The organism is Virgibacillus sediminis (genome assembly GCF_042643265.1).
GTDB lineage: Bacteria > Bacillota > Bacilli > Bacillales > Amphibacillaceae > Virgibacillus_O > Virgibacillus_O sediminis.
Map to the genome: position 1 here is coordinate 80,215 of NZ_JBHRRZ010000014.1, position 17,353 is coordinate 97,567.

Consider the following 17,353-nt stretch of genomic DNA (forward strand, 5'->3'; position numbering starts at 1 on the left):
GGGTGGATGAAAATGGATAAATTTGAAGAAAAGACGATAAAAACAGAAGCCATCTATGATGGCAAGGTCATACAAGTGCAGGTGGATGATGTCCAGTTGCCAAACGGAAAGACATCTAAGCGGGAACTCGTCAAACACTCAGGGGCTGTAGCAGTTATACCTATCACCAAAGACAATAAAATCATTTTTGTAAAACAATACCGGAAACCCCTAGAAAAAACTTTGGTAGAAATTCCGGCAGGGAAATTGGAAAAAGGGGAGGCGCCTGAAACAACTGCTGTCAGAGAACTGGAGGAAGAAACAGGCTATACAACAGGAGAGCTTTCATTGGTGGCTAATTTCTATTCATCCCCAGGTTTCGCTGATGAACTTCTTTATATTTATATTACCGATCAATTAGAAAAGTTGGATACACCTCCAGCTGGAGACGAAGATGAGTTCGTAGAGTTGGTGGAACTGACACTGGATGAGGCGAAACAATATGTGGAAGAGGGGCTCATCCAGGATGCAAAAACAAATTATGCGGTCCTTTATCTGCATGCACTGGGGAGGATGTAAATGCTCCGTGATTTTTTTGCGGACATGCATATCCATATTGGCAGGGATATCAATGGCCGTCCTGTAAAGATAACTGGTTCAAAGAACCTTACACTTACTAATATTTTAAAGGAAGCAAGCAGGAGGAAAGGGATCGAACTATTAGGTGTGATAGACTGCCATGCACCGGCTGTCCAGCAGGAAATTAGAAAACTTATCGACCAAGGTCATGCTTATGAATTGGAAGACGGTGGTATCCGCTTTGAACGTGTGACGTTAATACCTGGTTCAGAAATTGAAATCTATGACGAAAATTGCCGTGGCCCGATTCATGTATTGTGTTATTTTGACACACTTGATAAGATGGATGAATTTTCCCGTTGGCTGTCCGGACGCATGAAGAACATTAACTTGAGTTCCCAGCGGTATTACGGTACAGCAAGAGCGTTGCAATATAAAACTAAAGAACTCGGAGGGCTCTTCATTCCTGCTCATGTGTTCACTCCCTTTAAAAGCCTATATGGAAAAGGAGTCGTCCGTTCCCTTCGTGAGGTCCTGGATGCGGATTTGATCGACGCAATAGAGCTTGGCCTAAGTTCCGACACCTATATGGCCTATCAGATCGGCGAACTGCATAGATATTCTTTTGTTTCAAATTCCGATGCCCACTCCCTGGCGAAAATAGGGAGGGAATATCAAAAATTCTCCATGGAAGAACCCTCTTTCAAAGAATTCAACTGGGCTCTTCATGGAGTGAACGGCAGAGCCATTGTGGAAAATTATGGTATGAATCCCAGGCTGGGTAAATATCATACGACAGTTTGCAGCAATTGTCTGTCCAACTTATCCCCTAAATCCGAACATTGCCCTGAATGCGGATCGATGAAGGTTGTCAAGGGGGTTGCAGAACGTATTGCTGAACTGAAGGATACAGAAAAGGAAGCAGTCGACAGACCACCTTATCTGTATCAAGTCCCCCTGGAATACCTGCCGGGACTGGGGCCAAAGACCTTTGAGAAATTGCTGCTCCGATTTGGCACGGAAATGCATGTGATTCACCAGGCTGGTCTGAATGAACTTCAAAAAGTAGTTCCTGTAACTCTAGCGGAAATGATCATCCAAATGAGAGAGGGTAAATTATCCATAAAGGCCGGTGGCGGCGGAAAGTATGGAACAGTAGATATTAAAAAATAACGAAGAATCAACCATATGGTATTTTTGTAGGGGATCCCTCATAGATTTGTAATAGAACCTAGCCGGAATGGGGGATTCCATTGTATAAAAACCGTATGCTTACGATTAATCATTTCAAGGAACACGCAACCATTTATCTTTTCATGACAATTTTGTTTCTGACAGGCATTATTTTCGGTGCCATTCTGGTAAACAGTATGAGCTTTGTGCAGAAACAAGATTTATTCTTTTATATGGAACGATTTTTTGGGCAAATAATCGACGGGCAGCAAATGGCCAATACGGAAATTCTTAGGAATAGTCTATCCTATCATCTTAAATATTTACTGCTGTTGTTTCTACTGGGACTCTCAGTAATAGGTCTGCCTGCAGTCTGGGTGCTGCTGTTCGCAAAAGGTATGATGGTAGGATTCTCAGTAGGCTTCATTGTAAATCAATTGGGAACGGAAGGCATGCTTTTGGCTTCGTTGGCAATAGCTCCACAAAACATTCTCATCATTCCCGTTTATATAGCTGCCGGGAGTGTATCGATGATATTTTCCCTTACTTTGTTGGGAAAACTATTCACACGGAAAATTTCCCAGCCTGTTTTTCAGCCGTTTGGCAGATATATGTTTTTTTTCCTCTGCCTACTGGGGGTTGCCTTCTTGGCGGCTGTCCTGGAAGCGTATGTAGCAAACGAAGCAATGGAGGCATGGATAAAATCCCTTTATCAATAAATAATATTAAGTTATAATTAGTCTAAATATAAAATGAGAAATAATACTTTGACACAGCCTTCAACCGTGCATATAATAAAGGTGGGATATGAGGGAGGTTATTAGCCATGGAACATCGAATTGATCGGATAAAAAAGCAGCTGCACGCCCAGAGCTATAAACTCACTCCGCAAAGGGAAGCCATTGTACGTGTCTTACTAGAAAGGGAAGAGGAACACCTAAGTGCGGAAGAAGTTTATTTGCTGGTGAAAGAAATAGCCCCGGAAATCGGCTTGGCCACCGTCTATCGTACTTTGGATCTGCTCTCAGAATTAAAGATCGTCGACAAGATCAATTTCGGTGATGGCGTGTCCAATTATGACCTTCGAAAAGAAGGGGCAAAACACTTTCATCATCACCTAGTTTGCACTGAGTGTGGTTCTGTAGAAGAAATCTTGGAAGATCTATTGGAGGATGTGGAAGAGATTGTGCAAAATGACTGGGGCTTCGAAGTGAAAGACCATCGCTTAACGTTTCACGGCATTTGCAAGCAATGCCAGGAAGCTACAGTTAAAGCTACCCAGTAAAAGCCTTTTTCTGCCGGAAAGGGCTTTTATTAATGGTGCAAGAAAAGCAGTTCCGTTTTTATTTACAAATGAAATGAAAAAGGTTACATTTAAAATGAAATATAATTCCCCAGTATTTCCAATTTATACAATGTTTAAGGTATAATGTGTTTCTTTTTTGGCATATCTTTTAATAGGATAGAATATTAGAAGAGGAGCCATACCTAATGAAGCGGATAATTTGGGATACATTCAAGGTTTTCATCATTTTTTCAGCCTGTACATTTTTATTTTATTTTGGTTTGCAGATGATGCATGCTGAATATGAAAACTATCATCGGTACGATCCGCCTGAAGGGCCGGCAGTAAAGGTGTTTCAGGAAGAAGGAGATTTTCTCGACCGATTGAATCTGTTTTTTCGGTTAGGAGAGTAGGCTATGTTGACGGATGCATTAAACGATTTTTTTCATTACTTGCAAATTGAGCGGGGTTTATCGGAAAATACGTTGAATTCCTACCGACGTGATCTCGATAAATATATTAGATACGTAAAGAATGTGGAACAGAAGTCATCCTGGGATGATGTAACCAGAAATGATATTATCGGTTTTCTGCATTGGTTGAAAGATAGTGGGAAGTCTTCTGCAACAATGTCCAGACATGTATCTTCCATTCGGTCCTTCCATCAGTTCTTGATTCGGGAGCAGCTGGTCAATCAGGATGCAAGCTTACATATTGAGACGCCTCGGAAAGAGAGGAAACTTCCTGATGTACTGTCCATGGAGGAAGTCGATGCACTGCTTTCTATACCCGGCAGCACACCTTTAGCTATCAGAAACAAGGCGATGCTGGAGCTGCTGTATGCAACTGGATTGCGTGTCAGCGAGTTAATCACATTAAAAGTAAGTGACCTTCATTTGACCATGGGATTTGTCCAGTGCCTCGGTAAAGGGGAAAGGGAAAGAATCGTTCCTATCGGGAAAACGGCAGAAAAAGCGGTCCGCCAGTACCTAGAGGAGTCGCGTGGCTTGTTGATCAAGCGGAGGCCGGGGGAAAATATTCTATTTGTAAATCAGCATGGCAAGCCATTGTCCAGGCAAGGATTCTGGAAGATCCTAAAGGCGGCGGTAAGGGAAGCAGGCATCAAAAAGACCATTACCCCCCACACGTTGAGGCACTCCTTTGCGACCCATCTGCTGGAAAATGGGGCCGATCTCCGGATTGTTCAAGAAATGCTCGGGCATGTAGACATTTCAACCACACAAATCTATACACATGTAACTAAATCACGATTAACGGATGTATATAAAACCTTTCATCCAAGAGCATAATTTTTTTACGAATAGTTGTCTGACATCCTACAACCTAAAAAAGCAGACATAGTAATGGGAGATAGTGGGAATATAGTTATAGGAGGTTTTAACAATGAAAAATTATAAACGCATCTTTCTAGTAGTAATGGATTCTGTAGGCATAGGCGAAGCTCCGGATGCAGAAAAGTTCAATGATAAGGGAGCAGATACACTTGGCCATATTGCAGAGCATATGGGCGGGTTGAATATGCCTAATATGGGAGCTCTCGGGTTAAGCAATATTAGAGAAATCCAAGGAATAGATAAAGCTAATTTACCAAAAGCCCATTTTACGAAAATGGAAGAAGCATCCAATGGCAAGGACACTATGACAGGGCATTGGGAAATTATGGGGCTTAATATTGAACAGCCTTTCCGGACATTCCCGGACGGTTTTCCAAATGAGTTAATTCAAGAATTGGAGGAGAGGTCAGGCAGGAAAATCATCGGCAACAAACCGGCTTCCGGCACTGCCATTCTAGAAGAATTGGGACAAGAGCACATGGAAACAGGTTCCCTGATTGTATATACTTCTGCTGATTCAGTCTTGCAGATTGCAGCCCACGAGGAAATTGTACCAATTGAAGAGCAATACCGTATTTGTGAAATGGCAAGAGAGCTTACACTTGATGAAAAATATATGGTAGGCAGGGTAATTGCAAGGCCGTTCGTGGGGAACCCGGGTGCTTTTCAAAGGACATCCAACCGGCATGATTATGCTCTTAAGCCATTCGGCAGAACTGTGATGAACGAATTGGCAGATGGTGGGTATGATGTAATTGCTCTCGGAAAGATTTCCGACATCTATGATGGAGAAGGTGTGACGGAGGCAATTAGAACAGCTGATAATGAAGACGGGATGTCTAAACTTGTGGCTTCCATGAAAAAGGACTTTACAGGGCTTAGTTTCCTAAATCTGGTAGATTTTGATGCAAAATATGGCCATCGCCGTGATCCTCAGGGTTATGGAAATGCCCTTGAAGCTTTCGATGCAAGGCTGCCGGAGGTATTTGAACAATTACAGGAGGAAGACCTTCTTATCATTACTGCCGACCATGGGAACGATCCAGTACATCACGGCACTGATCATACCAGGGAGTTTGTTCCCTTGCTTGTTCATCATAAAGGGATAGATAGTGGAGAAGAATTGCCCATAAGGAAAACATTTGCTGATATTGGAGCTACCGTAGCGCAAAACTTCAATGTGAAGATGCCTGAATTCGGCACAAGCTTTTTATCGGATATTAATTAAGAAGGGACAGAGAAGCGGTGAATCAATCAGAAATAATAGAAGCATCAAAATATATACAGGATAAAATAACAGAAAAACCGGAAGTTGGGCTTATACTCGGTTCCGGCTTGGGCGTACTAGGCAATGAAATTGAGAACCAGATTACAATCCCTTATACAGAGATCCCTCATTTCCCGGAATCCACCGTTGCCGGACATAAAGGACAGCTTGTTGCTGGCATCCTAGAAGGGAAACAAGTAATTGCTATGCAGGGACGTTTTCATTACTATGAGGGTTACACAATGAAGCAAGTGACCTTCCCGGTAAGAGTGATGAAGCACCTTGGCATTGATTCCTTGGTGGTGACCAATGCTGCTGGGGGGATCAATGAAAGCTTTAATCCAGGTGATTTGATGATCATTGAAGACCATATCAACAACATGGGGGATAACCCATTGATTGGTAAAAACGAAGATGCTTTGGGTGTTCGTTTTCCGGATATGTCCAAGGTTTATGACAGAGAATTTATTCATCATGCACAAAATTGCGCTAAAGAATTAGGAATGACGGTACAACAGGGAGTTTATGTGGGCAATCCTGGCCCTATCTATGAAACACCAGCTGAGATAAGAATGCTGCGTTCCTTCGGCGGTGATGCGGTGGGGATGTCCACGGTACCGGAAGTAATTGTGGCCGGGCATGCCGGAATGCGGGTATTGGGGGTTTCTTGCATTTCTAATATGGCGGCTGGAATATTGGATCAACCTCTTACCCATACCGAAGTAATTGAAACAACGGAAAAAGTAAGAGAAGATTTTTTAAAGTTTGTTAGGAAAATCATCGGCACTTTACCACAATAAATGTAATGGAGAAGGTGGTTCACTTATGAGAATGTATGACATTATCGAAAAGAAAAGAGATGGAAAGGAACTGAGCCGGGAAGAAATCCACTATTTCATCGAGAAATATACAAATGGCGAGATTCCGGATTATCAGGCAAGTGCATTGATGATGGCCATCTATCTTCGTGATATGACAACCGAAGAACGTGCAGAACTTACTACAGCCATGGTGGAATCTGGCGATCAGATTGATTTATCTGCCATTGAAGGCATAAAAGTTGATAAGCATTCAACTGGAGGCGTAGGAGATACCACCACATTAGTTCTCGCTCCTCTGGTTGCCTCTGTAGGTGTTCCGGTTGCCAAGATGAGTGGACGGGGACTAGGCCACACTGGTGGGACGATTGATAAGCTTGAGTCTATACCCGGTTTCCATGTGGAAATCAGCAATGAGGAATTTATCAATCTTGTAAATAAAAATAAAGCGGCTGTAATCGGGCAATCCGGCAATCTGACCCCAGCCGATAAAAAGCTGTATAGTTTGCGGGACGTGACTGCTACAGTCAGCTCTATCCCGTTGATTGCCAGCTCTATTATGAGCAAAAAAATTGCCTCAGGTGCCGATGCAATTGTCCTGGATGTCAAAACAGGAGCTGGGGCATTCATGAAAGAGCTGGAAGATGCAAAAGAGTTGGCAGAAGCGATGGTATCTATCGGTAACCGAGTGGGGCGAAAAACCATGGCAGTCATCTCTGACATGAGTCAGCCATTAGGATTTGCGGTGGGTAATGCTTTAGAGGTGAAAGAAGCGATCGATACCCTTAAAGGCCAAGGGCCAGAAGATTTAACAGAACTGTGTCTTACCTTAGGAAGCCAGATGGTCTTACTTGCTGATGAGGCGAAAGATATGGAAGAAGCTAGGGCGAAGCTAGAGCAAGCGATCAAGTCGGGGAAAGCATTTGAGCAGTTCAAGTTGTTCATTGAATCCCAGGGTGGTGACCCCGCTGTCGCTGACAACCCTGATCAATTACCGCAGGCAGAATATCAAGTCGAGCTGCCAGCCGTTAAAACAGGAACGATTTCCGAAATTGTTGCAGATGAAGTAGGGACCTCCGCGATGATGCTTGGAGCCGGAAGGGCAACCAAGGAATCAAAGATCGATCTTGCTGTAGGTATTGTTCTCCATAAGAAAATAGGTGACTATGTAAAAGAAGGGGAACCACTGCTTACCATTCATTCAAACCAGGAAAAAGTGGATGAGGTAAGAGATAAGTTATACGCAAGCATTAAAATTTCAGATAGTGATCAGAAAGCTCCTTCTCTAGTTCATGACAAAATCAGTCAATAGCTTTTAGCGAGTACACAGTATGTTGTGTACTCTTTTTTTATTTTCTATGCTTGTAAATGCGGAGTATAGTTTGCCATGCAAATGGCAAACCTATGGGTATCATCTTTGGTGGAGGTAAAACTATGAAAAAATCTGCTTTATTTACAACCATACTGTTTTTTGCTTTGACATGGGCTTATCCAGCCAATGCAGAGGAGAGTGAACAGGAAACTGATCTTGCAGAAGAGGCTAAGTCAGCAGTTTTAATGGAGCGTGATACAGGAGAGGTTATGGTTGACAAGAATGCGCATGAACAGCTGCCGCCTGCAAGCATGACAAAGGTTATGACCCTGCTGCTAATTATGGAAGAATTGGAATACGGCGGGCTTGATTTGGAAGAAATGGTCCGAGTTAGTGATAAGGCAGCCTCCATGGGAGGATCGCAAATATTTCTGGAAGCAGGAGAAGAAATGGCTGTAAAGGACCTTCTTAAAGGGATAGCTGTAGCATCTGGCAATGATGCAAGTGTAGCTTTGGCAGAGCGGATAGCCGGCAGCGAAGAGGCATTTGTCAAAAAAATGAATGAGAAAGCAGCAGAGCTTGGCTTGGAAAACACCCATTTTCAGAATACGACCGGCCTGCCTGCAGATGACCATTACAGCACTGCCTACGATATGGCAATCATGGCCAAGGAATTGTTAAAATACGAGTCAATTACCGATTATACATCCATCTATGAGGACTATCTCCGCAAAGGAGAAGATAACGAATTTTGGCTGGTAAATACAAATAAGCTGGTCCGGTTTTATCCAGGAGTGGATGGGCTGAAAACAGGTTTTACCAACGAGGCGAAGTACTGCTTGACTGCAACAGCTAAAAAAAATGACATGCGTGTAATTGCTGTTGTAATGGGTGCAGATACACCTAAAGAGAGAAATTCTGCGGTTTCCGGCCTGCTGGATTATGCTTTCAACCATTATGAAACAACCAAATTGTTCGATAAAGGAGATAGCATTACATCACTGAACCTGTTGAAAGCAGAGAACGACCACATAAATGTAATAACGTCCCAGTCTATTAGCACTCTCCATGAGAAGGGCCAAGCGCCAGAGGATATTAAGACGAAGGTTAAAATAGATGAAAACATTACTTTGCCATTGAAGAAGGGGGATCAAGTGGGCACCCTGATCATCGAAAATGAAAATGAGCTGCTCTCCGAAACCGAATTGATTGTCGAGAGCGATGTTGATAATGCGGGTTACCTGACATTATGGAAACGGGCATGGGAGAAATTGACGAAACATAACTAAATTGGCCTGATAAAGGCGAACTGCTTCTTCTTTTGTCAACAGGCAGGAATCCCCTGCCTACATAGAGAAAAAGAATATACCATGTACTGATGAGGAGGAAATGTTTATGGGACTCTATTCCCTGTTTGAAGTGAAGCAAGATGTACTGATTGTCAGACTTTCCGGGGAACTGGATCATCACGAAGCGGAAGCATTGCGTAGTGAATGGAAAGATAGGCTTTATGAGAATACAGTTAAACATGTAATTCTCAACCTGGAAGATGTTACATTTATGGATAGTTCAGGCTTGGGAGTGGTTCTGGGCCGCTATAAAGAAGTATTGCAGCTTGGCGGAGAAATGGTCGTCTGCTCGATATCGCCTCCGGTTAAACGTTTGTTTGAAATGTCGGGGATGTTCAAGATTGTCAGGTTGGAGGAAAATGAAGCATTTGCTTTGGAAACTCTGGGGGTGGCTTCATGAAAAATGAAATGTTTATTGAATTTTCCAGTGTGAGTGAGAACGAAGCATTTGCAAGGGTGACGGTAGGGGCTTTCATATCCCAATTGGATCCGACAATGGAAGAACTCACAGAAATCAAAACAGTTGTCTCAGAAGCTGTTACCAACTCGATTATTCATGGGTATAACAACGAGGCATACCATAAAATTTCTATTTCATGTGCCCTTTATGAAGGGGAAGTCTCCCTTACCATAAAGGATGAGGGAATAGGCATCTCGGATGTTGATGAGGCGCGGCAGCCGTTATATACATCCAAGCCTGAGCTGGAGCGTTCCGGCATGGGCTTCACAATTATTGAAAACTTTATGGATACGGTAGAGGTTGTATCAAATCCTGGAAAAGGGACAACCGTTCACATGACGAAACAATTAACGAAAAGTAAAACGGTTTATAATTAGGGGCCGTGCCTATGGATGTCAATGTGAAAAATAATAATCGGAATGATGCTTTATCGGATGAACAGGTCAAGGAATATATACAGAGGAGTCAGCAAGGAGATAAGGAAGCAAGGAACATCCTGGTCGAGAGGAATATAAGATTAGTATGGTCGGTCGTCCAGCGGTTTATCAATAGAGGGTATGACCCCGATGATTTATTTCAAATTGGCAGCATAGGGCTGATAAAATCTATAGATAAGTTTGACTTATCTTATGATGTCCGCTTTTCTACATATGCTGTCCCGATGATTATCGGAGAAATCAAACGCTTCATCAGGGATGACGGAAGTGTGAAAGTCAGCCGGTCACTTAAGGAAACAAACAATAAAATTAGAAAGAAGAAGGATGAACTCACCAAGAAGCTTGGGAGGTCGCCGACTGTTACCGAACTCGCTGCAGAACTGGACATCTCTCCAGAGGAAGTAGTCCATGCCCAGGAAGCTTCAAAGTCACCACATTCTATCCATGAGACAGTATTCGAAAATGATGGAGATCCAATTACTTTGTTGGATCAAATTGCCGAGGATGACACAGGCTGGTTCGATAAAATAAGCCTGCAGGAAGCTATTAGGGATCTCAATGACCGTGAACGGCTGATTGTCTATCTAAGGTATTATAAAGATCAGACACAAACAGAGGTTGCAGAGCGGCTTGGCATTTCCCAGGTACAAGTATCGCGGCTGGAGAAAAAAATATTGGAAGATATAAAGAAATATATTGATTCGTAAATGAGGACATCACTTAACAGGTGATGTCCTTTTTCCTTATCATAAAAACCTTGCCTATGTTCCATACTAGGAATAAGAATAGGAAAAGGGCGGTTCAGATGACTGAAGTTGTATATGTACGCATGAAGAAGAACATGGAAATTAATCATATGCAGGAAATTGTACTGAAAGATGTAGCATCTGTTTCAGCTCCTGAAAGAATAAAGAAGGAGTTGGAAAACACATCCATCTATAGAGTGACAGAAAAAGATAAAAATATCTTAGTGATAGACAGTTTCATGATTATTGAACATCTTAACAAAATATATACTCATCTGGAATTCCAAATGGTTGGGCCTTCTCAGACAATCATACGAATACAAACAAAGAAGAAAGAGCCGCCAATACTGATTGTTTCCGTTGTCTGGCTTCTTCTGTTCGTAGGAATGGCAATGACAATCATGAATTTCCATTACGATGTAAGTATGCAAGAAGTCCATCAGAAACTCCACTTCTTGCTGACAGGAGAAGAGAACCAATTTCCTTTATGGATTCAAATCCCATATTCTTTTGGACTGGGTGCCGGTATGCTCCTTTTCTTTAACCACTGGTTCAAGAAACGGTTGAATGAAGAACCAAGCCCCTTGGAAGTGGAAATATACAACTACCAGCAGGACCTCGACAATTATGTAAACCACCATGAAAACAGATTGAATGATCCAGGAAATTCTCCTTAATTTAGCGCAAGTGGTCATTGGTCTTGCTGGAGGTTTCGCTGTCGGGGCAGGATATGTGGCATTTTTGACTGTTTTGGGAGTAATTCCCAGGCTTGTGCAATTGACCAAGTCGGAACGATTTATACCCGTTTATACGGCATGTGTAATTACAGGCTCCTTATTTGGGACATATCTTTCTTTTACAAATGTTACATGGGAGCAGCCAGTCGTCTTATTGGTTGTTTGGGGGATATGTCATGGGGTTTTTAATGGGATGCTTGCAGCAGGGCTCACAGAAGCTCTTAATGTGTTTCCCATTCTTTCAAGAAGGATCCGAATGGAAATGCACCTATTATGGCTCCTTATGGCCATCGTATTGGGAAAAATTGCAGGTTCCCTGTTTCAATGGTTGTATTTCGTGAAGTAACAGCATCTTGAGGTATGGAGTGGTTAATTTATGGCAGAAGAAATGAAGAATAAGCAGCCTATTCCCGGAAGATTGACGGATGTCGAAGCATACATGCAAAAAAGACTTGGATTGGATACATCCTATGATCTAGGCTTTCGTGAGCTTGTCTTACTAAAGAAAGAGGTCCAACTGTATTACGTCACCGGCCTTTGTGACAGTGCCATCATTCAAGAGCTGCTCAAGCTGCTGATCAGGATCAATGACAATGAAAGCAATACTCGGAAACTCCCGGAAATTATTGAAAACCGTCTTGTCCATCAGCAGATAGAAAGGGTTGAAACCATGGATGAAGCGGTCGATCAAATTCTATCCGGTTTAGTTGTACTGTTTATCAACGGAGAGAAACGGGGCTTCGTTATTGATGTCCGGCATTATCCGGGGAGAACGCCAGAAGAACCGGATACAGAGCGTGTTGTCAGAGGGTCAAGAGACGGATATACAGAGAATGTAGTTGAAAACACCGCATTGACTCGCCGAAGAATCAGGGATGCCAGGCTTCGTCATGAGATGCTCAAGGTAGGCGAACGCTCCAAAACGGATGTATGCATCAGCTATATAAAAGATGTTGCCGACGAGGGACTCGTGAAACTTATTAAAGAGAAGATTGAAAAGGTAGAGATAGACGGAATCTCCATGGCGGATAAAACGTTGGAAGAGTTTATCATCGACCGGAAATGGACCCCATACCCTTTAGTGAGGTATACGGAAAGGCCCGATGTGGCAGCCACTCACTTGCTTGAAGGCCATGTAATGATCATTGTAGACACCTCGCCCAGTGCCATTATTATGCCGACAACCTTCTTCCACCACCTACAACATGCAGAGGAGTATCGCCAAGCCCCCGCAGTAGGAACTTTCATCCGGTGGATCCGGTTTTTGGCAGTGGCATTATCGATGTACCTTTTGCCGCTCTGGTTGCTGTTTGTCCTGCAACCGGAACTCCTGCCAGAAAATTTGGCATTTATAGGACCGAACGACGTAGGAAATATACCAATCACCGTACAGATTATATTGGCAGGAATAGGTATTGAATTTCTAAGGATGGCAGCTATCCATACACCGACACCTCTCTCCACCGCGATGGGCCTTATTGCTGCAGTGCTTATTGGGCAGATAGCCATCGATGTAGGAATGTTCACTCCGGAAGTTATCTTGTATGTAGCCATAAGTGCTATTGGGTCATATGTCACTCCGAGTTATGAACTGAGTGTCGCCAATAAAATACTGGCCCTTGCATTGGTCATAGTGACAGGACTGTTCGGCCTGGTTGGACTGGTGGTGGGAATTGTTGCCCATCTGCTTCTCCTAATAAGCATTACTTCTCTTAGGACTCCCTATTTATGGCCGTTCATCCCATTCAATGCAATGGCATTTCTGCATGTACTGTTGCGCATACCAGTTCCTTATACAAATAGAAGGCCGAGCATCGTCCATCCAAAAAATAATTATAAACAACCCGTGAAAAAGAGCTGATCTAGTGGTTGGCTCTTTTGTTTTTTACTTCAATATGTTAAAGTTTTTATATTATTTGAAGCAATTGCGGAGGGAATAATCATGATTATCGATAATCATCCATATGAAGTGAATGAGCAAGGACATTTGGAAATTGGCGGGATCGATACAGTTAATTTAGCTGAGAAATATGGTACACCGCTATATATATATGATGTAAAGACAATAAGGGATAATTGCCGGGCGTTCGTTCGGACATTTGAAGAGCTTGATATTAAAGCTCAGGTCGCCTATGCGAGCAAGGCATTTTCCTCCATTGCAATGGTGCAGATAGCGAAACAGGAAGGCCTTAGCCTTGATGTAGTGTCCGAGGGGGAATTATATACTGCATTTCAAGCTGGTTTTCCTAAAGAGAAAATACATTTACATGGGAACAATAAAAGTATAGAGGAGCTTTCCATGGCCATCGAGCATGACATTGGCTGTATTGTGGTTGACAACTTCCTTGAAATTGAAATGATTGGCCGACTGTTGGAAAAGTACGGGAAGAACATGGATGTCCTTATGCGGGTCACTCCGGGAATTGAATCCAAAACCCATAAATATATCATGACCGGCAATGAAGATTCCAAGTTTGGCTTTAATCTGCAGAATGGACAAGCGGAGGAAGCTTTCCATATGCTGTATAAACATCCGTCCATTAATTTCAAGGGGCTGCATTGCCATATTGGTTCCCAAATCTTTGAAACGGAAGGATTTCTGCTGGCTGCAGAGGTGTTATTTAAACAGATTGCTGTCTGGAATGATAAGTATGGCTTCATTCCAGAAGTACTGAATCTTGGAGGAGGATTCGGCATCCGTTATACCGGGGAGGATACACCACTCCCTTTGAATAAGTATGCAGAAAAGCTTGGTGCTGCGGTAGCTGATTTCGCAGCGGATTTGGAAATACCGATGCCGGAAATATGGATTGAGCCTGGCAGGGCTATTGTCGGAAATGCGGGGATTACCCTGTATTCAATAGGGTCCATGAAAAATATACCTGGGGTCCGTGACTATATTTCTGTTAACGGCGGGATGACGGATAATTTAAGGCCAGCTTTATATCAAGCTAAATATGAAGCTGTAATAGCCAATAAAGCCAATCAGGAACCCAGCAAGCAAGCATCCATAGCAGGAAAATGCTGTGAATCGGGCGATATGCTGATCAAAGATCTTCCTCTGCCAGAAGCGGAGACTGGAGACATATTGGCGGTCTTTTCGACAGGAGCATATGGGTATTCCATGGCCAATCACTATAACAGGATTCCTAAAGCGGCCGTTGTATTTGTGGAAGATGGCCAGGATAAATTGGTTGTCCAAAGGGAATCCTATGAAGATGTTGTGAAAAATGACCTTTCCTATGAATAACTGGTCTAGATTATTTAAACTTCTGTGATTAAATGATAAAATGTACAAAGGTTGCCATTAAAAATTAAAGGGGATAAGAGAATGAGCAAAAAAGGCTATATCTTAATGGAAAATGGAAATAAGATTGAATTCGAATTATATCCTGAAGCTGCACCAAACACCGTAGCGAACTTCGAAAAACTGGCCAATGAAGATTTCTATGATGGGTTGACATTCCACCGGGTAATCGACGGATTTGTCAGCCAGGGCGGATGTCCTCGCGGAAACGGTACAGGAAATGCCGGGTATACGATAAAGTGTGAAACAGCTGGAAACCCACATAAACATGAAGCAGGTTCTTTATCCATGGCCCACGCGGGAAAAGATACAGGAAGCTGCCAGTTCTTTATTGTCCATGAGCCTCAGCCGCATCTTAATGGTGTTCATACTGTTTTCGGCAGAGTTACATCAGGTCTCGAGCATGCAAAGGCTATGAGAAACGGGGATGTAATGAAAGAGGTGAAAGTCGAGACAGAAGGCTGATCTGTTACGGAAATAAACTGTGCAGAATATTAACTTACTTCTATATCTGATTTTTGCGGCTGCGCCTTTAAGTACAATGATTCATGAGCTCGGCCATGCTGCAGCAGCAAGATTATTAAGAGTGGATGATGTAAGCTTATCGATTGGTTCCGGGAAAGAAATCGGTTCGCTGGAAGCGGCAGGAATCCGGATCAACATCCATGTCTGCTATTTCCTTGGCGGTGTCGTCCAAAGTGTTGGAAATAACACTTTGAAGGGGCGGGAAAAAGTTTTGATTTCTTTAGCAGGGCCTTTGGCGAGTGCCTTTTCTGCATTCCTGGCCTTTCTTGCTATGACCGGAAGCAATGAGTATCTTCACTTGTTTGCTTTGTTCAATTTATGGCTTGCTGCTGTAAATATTCTTCCGTTCAAGTTTAGGGGGAAAGAGACAGATGGCTATATTATCTGGACAACCATAGCAAAACACAGAGCCCTTTCTAAATTCAGGCATAAGTAGCCGTATGTTTACATAGAATGTTGGTCATGCTGTTACAGCAAATGCTGGGTTTGACATATCAGCATCTATACTGCATAAATATATATACAAACTTACATTGTATTCGGGAAGCATAAAATTATGATGTAGATTTTGTTAATGAGGGGTAACTATGTTAATTCGATATAAAAAATCGCTGGAAAAGATTGCAATGGGCCTTCTTTCTTTTATGCCGGAAGAAAAGAAGGACGTAAAGAAACTTCAGGAAACAATTAAAGAATATGAGTCCAATCCGGATTGGCATCTCTACCTGTGGAAGGAAGAAGATATCCTTGGTGCAGTGGGCTTGAGAGTGGAAGATGGAATCAATGCAATCATCCAGCATATTTCTGTTAATCCCTCCTATCGGAATTGTGGGATTGGCAAGAGGATGATCAATGAGGTTAAAGAGCAGTATCAAACCAAATATGTAGTTAGCACGATAGATGAGATAGAGGAGTTTTACCAAAGGTGCGCAGAAGTGGAAGAAGGATAAAAAAAACCAGCCCGATAAGGGGCTGGTTTTTTAAAGGTGATGAACTATTCTGATGATTTAGTACCAAGCAGCTCCTACAATTATCAAGAGAATGAACAATACAACAAGTAACGCAAAGCCTCCGTTGTAACCACCACTCATGATGACATGCCTCCTTTTTGTACTTTCCATAAATGTTTTGTGGTAACATTTATCTTACGTTAATAACCTATGTTAGAATGTGGTCCACTGTATGGGCATCTATGCCACAACACGGGAGATTTTTTAAGAGTGGAGAGAGTAAAAGGGAAACCAGGATATCCTGCAAATGCATCACAGACCAGGGGGAGATAAGTCATGAATCAGCCATATCAGGTGAAACTGGAGGCCTTTGAAGGACCTCTCGATTTATTACTGCACTTGATCAACAGATATGAAATAGATATATACGATATTCCGGTTGCACAAATAACGGATCAGTATATGAATTATATTCATGCCATGCAGCACTTGGAACTGAATATGGCTAGCGAATATCTGGTAATGGCATCCACCCTGGTTGCGATTAAGAGTCAAATGCTGCTGCCAAATCGGGAACCGGAATTGGATCCAGAAGAGGAATATACAGAAGATCCGAGAGAAGAATTGATGCAACGGTTGATCGAATATAGAAAATACAAGGAAGCCGCCGAAACGTTAAAGGAAAAAGAAATGGATGCCAACCAGATCTTTACAAGGGAACCCGTCAATTTTGAAGATGAAGATAATGAAGAACGGCTTGCTGCTGGAGAGGTCACCCTATATGATGTTCTCGGTGCCTTTGGAAAGATGCTGAGAAGAAAAAAATGGAACACACCATTGGAAACGAAAGTGCAGCGTACAGAAATACCAATTGAGAAAAGAATGGATGATATACGGAGAATGGTTGAGCAATCAGGTGAAGGGTTGGCGTTTGATCAGCTTTTCACCCCGCATTCCCGTTCACAGCTAGTGGTCACTTTTATGGCCCTTCTGGAACTGATGAAAAGTAATCAAGTGTACTGTAAACAAACTAAACACTTTGACACGTTATATATCTATAGCATGGAGGAATAA

General features: G+C 42.6%; 22 protein-coding genes. 21 read left to right on the forward strand and 1 reads right to left on the reverse strand.

What is annotated here, in order from left to right; all coding sequences use genetic code 11:
* The first annotated feature begins 12 nt into the window (after positions 1-12).
* The 20 genes from ACFODW_RS07840 to ACFODW_RS07935 all read left to right on the forward strand — a co-directional run bounded on the left by ACFODW_RS07840 (position 13) and on the right by ACFODW_RS07935 (position 16,279).
* A complete protein-coding gene (locus ACFODW_RS07840; RefSeq protein ID WP_390304994.1) occupies positions 13-558 on the forward strand; it encodes an NUDIX hydrolase in 546 nt (181 codons plus the stop codon).
* Complete coding sequence (locus ACFODW_RS07845; RefSeq protein ID WP_390304996.1) at positions 559-1,731, forward strand: endonuclease Q family protein; 1,173 nt, start codon at positions 559-561, stop codon at positions 1,729-1,731. It abuts the gene before it with no gap.
* Between the two features lie 80 nt (positions 1,732-1,811).
* Positions 1,812-2,450 (forward strand): stage II sporulation protein M, encoded by a 639-nt coding sequence (spoIIM, locus tag ACFODW_RS07850; protein WP_390304998.1) that lies wholly within the window; start codon positions 1,812-1,814, stop codon positions 2,448-2,450.
* Between the two features lie 107 nt (positions 2,451-2,557).
* Positions 2,558-3,016 carry a ferric iron uptake transcriptional regulator gene (gene fur, locus ACFODW_RS07855; protein ID WP_390305001.1) on the forward strand — a complete coding sequence of 153 codons (459 nt, stop codon included), beginning with the start codon at positions 2,558-2,560 and terminating at the stop codon, positions 3,014-3,016.
* A gap of 206 nt (positions 3,017-3,222) precedes the next feature.
* The gene (locus ACFODW_RS07860) at positions 3,223-3,429 is read left to right on the forward strand and encodes a YqzK family protein (RefSeq protein ID WP_390305004.1); all 207 of its coding nucleotides are present in this window, start codon (positions 3,223-3,225) and stop codon (positions 3,427-3,429) included.
* A 3-nt stretch (positions 3,430-3,432) separates the two neighbouring features.
* A complete protein-coding gene (gene xerD / locus ACFODW_RS07865; RefSeq protein ID WP_390305007.1) occupies positions 3,433-4,326 on the forward strand; it encodes a site-specific tyrosine recombinase XerD in 894 nt (297 codons plus the stop codon).
* Positions 4,327-4,420: 94 nt separating this feature from the next.
* Positions 4,421-5,599, forward strand: coding sequence for a phosphopentomutase (gene deoB / locus ACFODW_RS07870; protein WP_390305009.1), 1,179 nt, complete (start codon positions 4,421-4,423; stop codon positions 5,597-5,599).
* Between the two features lie 17 nt (positions 5,600-5,616).
* Positions 5,617-6,438: a purine-nucleoside phosphorylase gene (locus ACFODW_RS07875; protein WP_390305011.1), complete on the forward strand. Its 822-nt coding sequence runs from the start codon at positions 5,617-5,619 to the stop codon at positions 6,436-6,438.
* Positions 6,439-6,463: 25 nt separating this feature from the next.
* Positions 6,464-7,768 carry a pyrimidine-nucleoside phosphorylase gene (locus ACFODW_RS07880; RefSeq protein ID WP_390305014.1) on the forward strand — a complete coding sequence of 435 codons (1,305 nt, stop codon included), beginning with the start codon at positions 6,464-6,466 and terminating at the stop codon, positions 7,766-7,768.
* Positions 7,769-7,890: 122 nt separating this feature from the next.
* A complete protein-coding gene (locus ACFODW_RS07885) occupies positions 7,891-9,057 on the forward strand; it encodes a D-alanyl-D-alanine carboxypeptidase family protein (protein WP_390305016.1) in 1,167 nt (388 codons plus the stop codon).
* A 106-nt stretch (positions 9,058-9,163) separates the two neighbouring features.
* The gene (gene spoIIAA / locus ACFODW_RS07890; RefSeq protein ID WP_390305018.1) at positions 9,164-9,517 is read left to right on the forward strand and encodes an anti-sigma F factor antagonist; all 354 of its coding nucleotides are present in this window, start codon (positions 9,164-9,166) and stop codon (positions 9,515-9,517) included.
* Positions 9,514-9,954 carry an anti-sigma F factor gene (spoIIAB, locus tag ACFODW_RS07895; RefSeq protein WP_390305020.1) on the forward strand — a complete coding sequence of 147 codons (441 nt, stop codon included), beginning with the start codon at positions 9,514-9,516 and terminating at the stop codon, positions 9,952-9,954. The genes spoIIAA and spoIIAB overlap by 4 nt, the downstream gene beginning before the upstream one ends.
* A gap of 11 nt (positions 9,955-9,965) precedes the next feature.
* Complete coding sequence (gene sigF, locus ACFODW_RS07900; RefSeq protein WP_390305022.1) at positions 9,966-10,721, forward strand: RNA polymerase sporulation sigma factor SigF; 756 nt, start codon at positions 9,966-9,968, stop codon at positions 10,719-10,721.
* A 98-nt stretch (positions 10,722-10,819) separates the two neighbouring features.
* Positions 10,820-11,437 (forward strand): stage V sporulation protein AA, encoded by a 618-nt coding sequence (locus tag ACFODW_RS07905; protein WP_390305024.1) that lies wholly within the window; start codon positions 10,820-10,822, stop codon positions 11,435-11,437.
* Positions 11,415-11,843 (forward strand): stage V sporulation protein AB, encoded by a 429-nt coding sequence (locus ACFODW_RS07910; protein WP_390305026.1) that lies wholly within the window; start codon positions 11,415-11,417, stop codon positions 11,841-11,843. The genes ACFODW_RS07905 and ACFODW_RS07910 overlap by 23 nt, the downstream gene beginning before the upstream one ends.
* 30 nt (positions 11,844-11,873) lie before the next feature.
* Positions 11,874-13,358, forward strand: a complete 1,485-nt coding sequence (locus ACFODW_RS07915; protein ID WP_390305029.1) for a spore germination protein — start codon at positions 11,874-11,876, stop codon at positions 13,356-13,358.
* An 81-nt stretch (positions 13,359-13,439) separates the two neighbouring features.
* On the forward strand, positions 13,440-14,747 hold the full coding sequence (lysA, locus tag ACFODW_RS07920; protein ID WP_390305031.1) for a diaminopimelate decarboxylase: 1,308 nt from the start codon (positions 13,440-13,442) through the stop codon (positions 14,745-14,747).
* 81 nt (positions 14,748-14,828) lie between these two features.
* Positions 14,829-15,269 (forward strand): peptidylprolyl isomerase, encoded by a 441-nt coding sequence (locus ACFODW_RS07925; protein ID WP_390305033.1) that lies wholly within the window; start codon positions 14,829-14,831, stop codon positions 15,267-15,269.
* Between the two features lie 19 nt (positions 15,270-15,288).
* Positions 15,289-15,765, forward strand: coding sequence for a site-2 protease family protein (locus ACFODW_RS07930; protein WP_390305035.1), 477 nt, complete (start codon positions 15,289-15,291; stop codon positions 15,763-15,765).
* Between the two features lie 151 nt (positions 15,766-15,916).
* Positions 15,917-16,279: a GNAT family N-acetyltransferase gene (locus ACFODW_RS07935; protein WP_390305037.1), complete on the forward strand. Its 363-nt coding sequence runs from the start codon at positions 15,917-15,919 to the stop codon at positions 16,277-16,279.
* Between the two features lie 57 nt (positions 16,280-16,336).
* On the opposite strand, the gene ACFODW_RS07940 is transcribed toward ACFODW_RS07935, so the two are convergent.
* The gene (locus ACFODW_RS07940) at positions 16,337-16,420 is read right to left on the reverse strand and encodes a YjcZ family sporulation protein (RefSeq protein WP_390305228.1); all 84 of its coding nucleotides are present in this window, start codon (positions 16,418-16,420) and stop codon (positions 16,337-16,339) included.
* A gap of 195 nt (positions 16,421-16,615) precedes the next feature.
* On the opposite strand from ACFODW_RS07940, the gene ACFODW_RS07945 reads away from it, so the two are divergent.
* Positions 16,616-17,353, forward strand: coding sequence for a segregation/condensation protein A (locus tag ACFODW_RS07945; protein WP_390305039.1), 738 nt, complete (start codon positions 16,616-16,618; stop codon positions 17,351-17,353).

Coding starts and splice junctions, on each gene's coding strand:
- ACFODW_RS07840 (WP_390304994.1), top strand. CDS start 13: ATGGATAAATTTGAAGAAAAGACGATAAAAACAGAAGCCATCTATGAT.
- ACFODW_RS07845 (WP_390304996.1), top strand. CDS start 559: ATGCTCCGTGATTTTTTTGCGGACATGCATATCCATATTGGCAGGGAT.
- fur (WP_390305001.1), top strand. CDS start 2,558: ATGGAACATCGAATTGATCGGATAAAAAAGCAGCTGCACGCCCAGAGC.
- ACFODW_RS07860 (WP_390305004.1), top strand. CDS start 3,223: ATGAAGCGGATAATTTGGGATACATTCAAGGTTTTCATCATTTTTTCA.
- xerD (WP_390305007.1), top strand. CDS start 3,433: ATGTTGACGGATGCATTAAACGATTTTTTTCATTACTTGCAAATTGAG.
- deoB (WP_390305009.1), top strand. CDS start 4,421: ATGAAAAATTATAAACGCATCTTTCTAGTAGTAATGGATTCTGTAGGC.
- ACFODW_RS07880 (WP_390305014.1), top strand. CDS start 6,464: ATGAGAATGTATGACATTATCGAAAAGAAAAGAGATGGAAAGGAACTG.
- ACFODW_RS07885 (WP_390305016.1), top strand. CDS start 7,891: ATGAAAAAATCTGCTTTATTTACAACCATACTGTTTTTTGCTTTGACA.
- spoIIAA (WP_390305018.1), top strand. CDS start 9,164: ATGGGACTCTATTCCCTGTTTGAAGTGAAGCAAGATGTACTGATTGTC.
- spoIIAB (WP_390305020.1), top strand. CDS start 9,514: ATGAAAAATGAAATGTTTATTGAATTTTCCAGTGTGAGTGAGAACGAA.
- sigF (WP_390305022.1), top strand. CDS start 9,966: ATGGATGTCAATGTGAAAAATAATAATCGGAATGATGCTTTATCGGAT.
- ACFODW_RS07905 (WP_390305024.1), top strand. CDS start 10,820: ATGACTGAAGTTGTATATGTACGCATGAAGAAGAACATGGAAATTAAT.
- ACFODW_RS07910 (WP_390305026.1), top strand. CDS start 11,415: ATGATCCAGGAAATTCTCCTTAATTTAGCGCAAGTGGTCATTGGTCTT.
- ACFODW_RS07915 (WP_390305029.1), top strand. CDS start 11,874: ATGGCAGAAGAAATGAAGAATAAGCAGCCTATTCCCGGAAGATTGACG.
- lysA (WP_390305031.1), top strand. CDS start 13,440: ATGATTATCGATAATCATCCATATGAAGTGAATGAGCAAGGACATTTG.
- ACFODW_RS07925 (WP_390305033.1), top strand. CDS start 14,829: ATGAGCAAAAAAGGCTATATCTTAATGGAAAATGGAAATAAGATTGAA.
- ACFODW_RS07935 (WP_390305037.1), top strand. CDS start 15,917: ATGTTAATTCGATATAAAAAATCGCTGGAAAAGATTGCAATGGGCCTT.
- ACFODW_RS07940 (WP_390305228.1), bottom strand. CDS start 16,420: ATGAGTGGTGGTTACAACGGAGGCTTTGCGTTACTTGTTGTATTGTTC.
- ACFODW_RS07945 (WP_390305039.1), top strand. CDS start 16,616: ATGAATCAGCCATATCAGGTGAAACTGGAGGCCTTTGAAGGACCTCTC.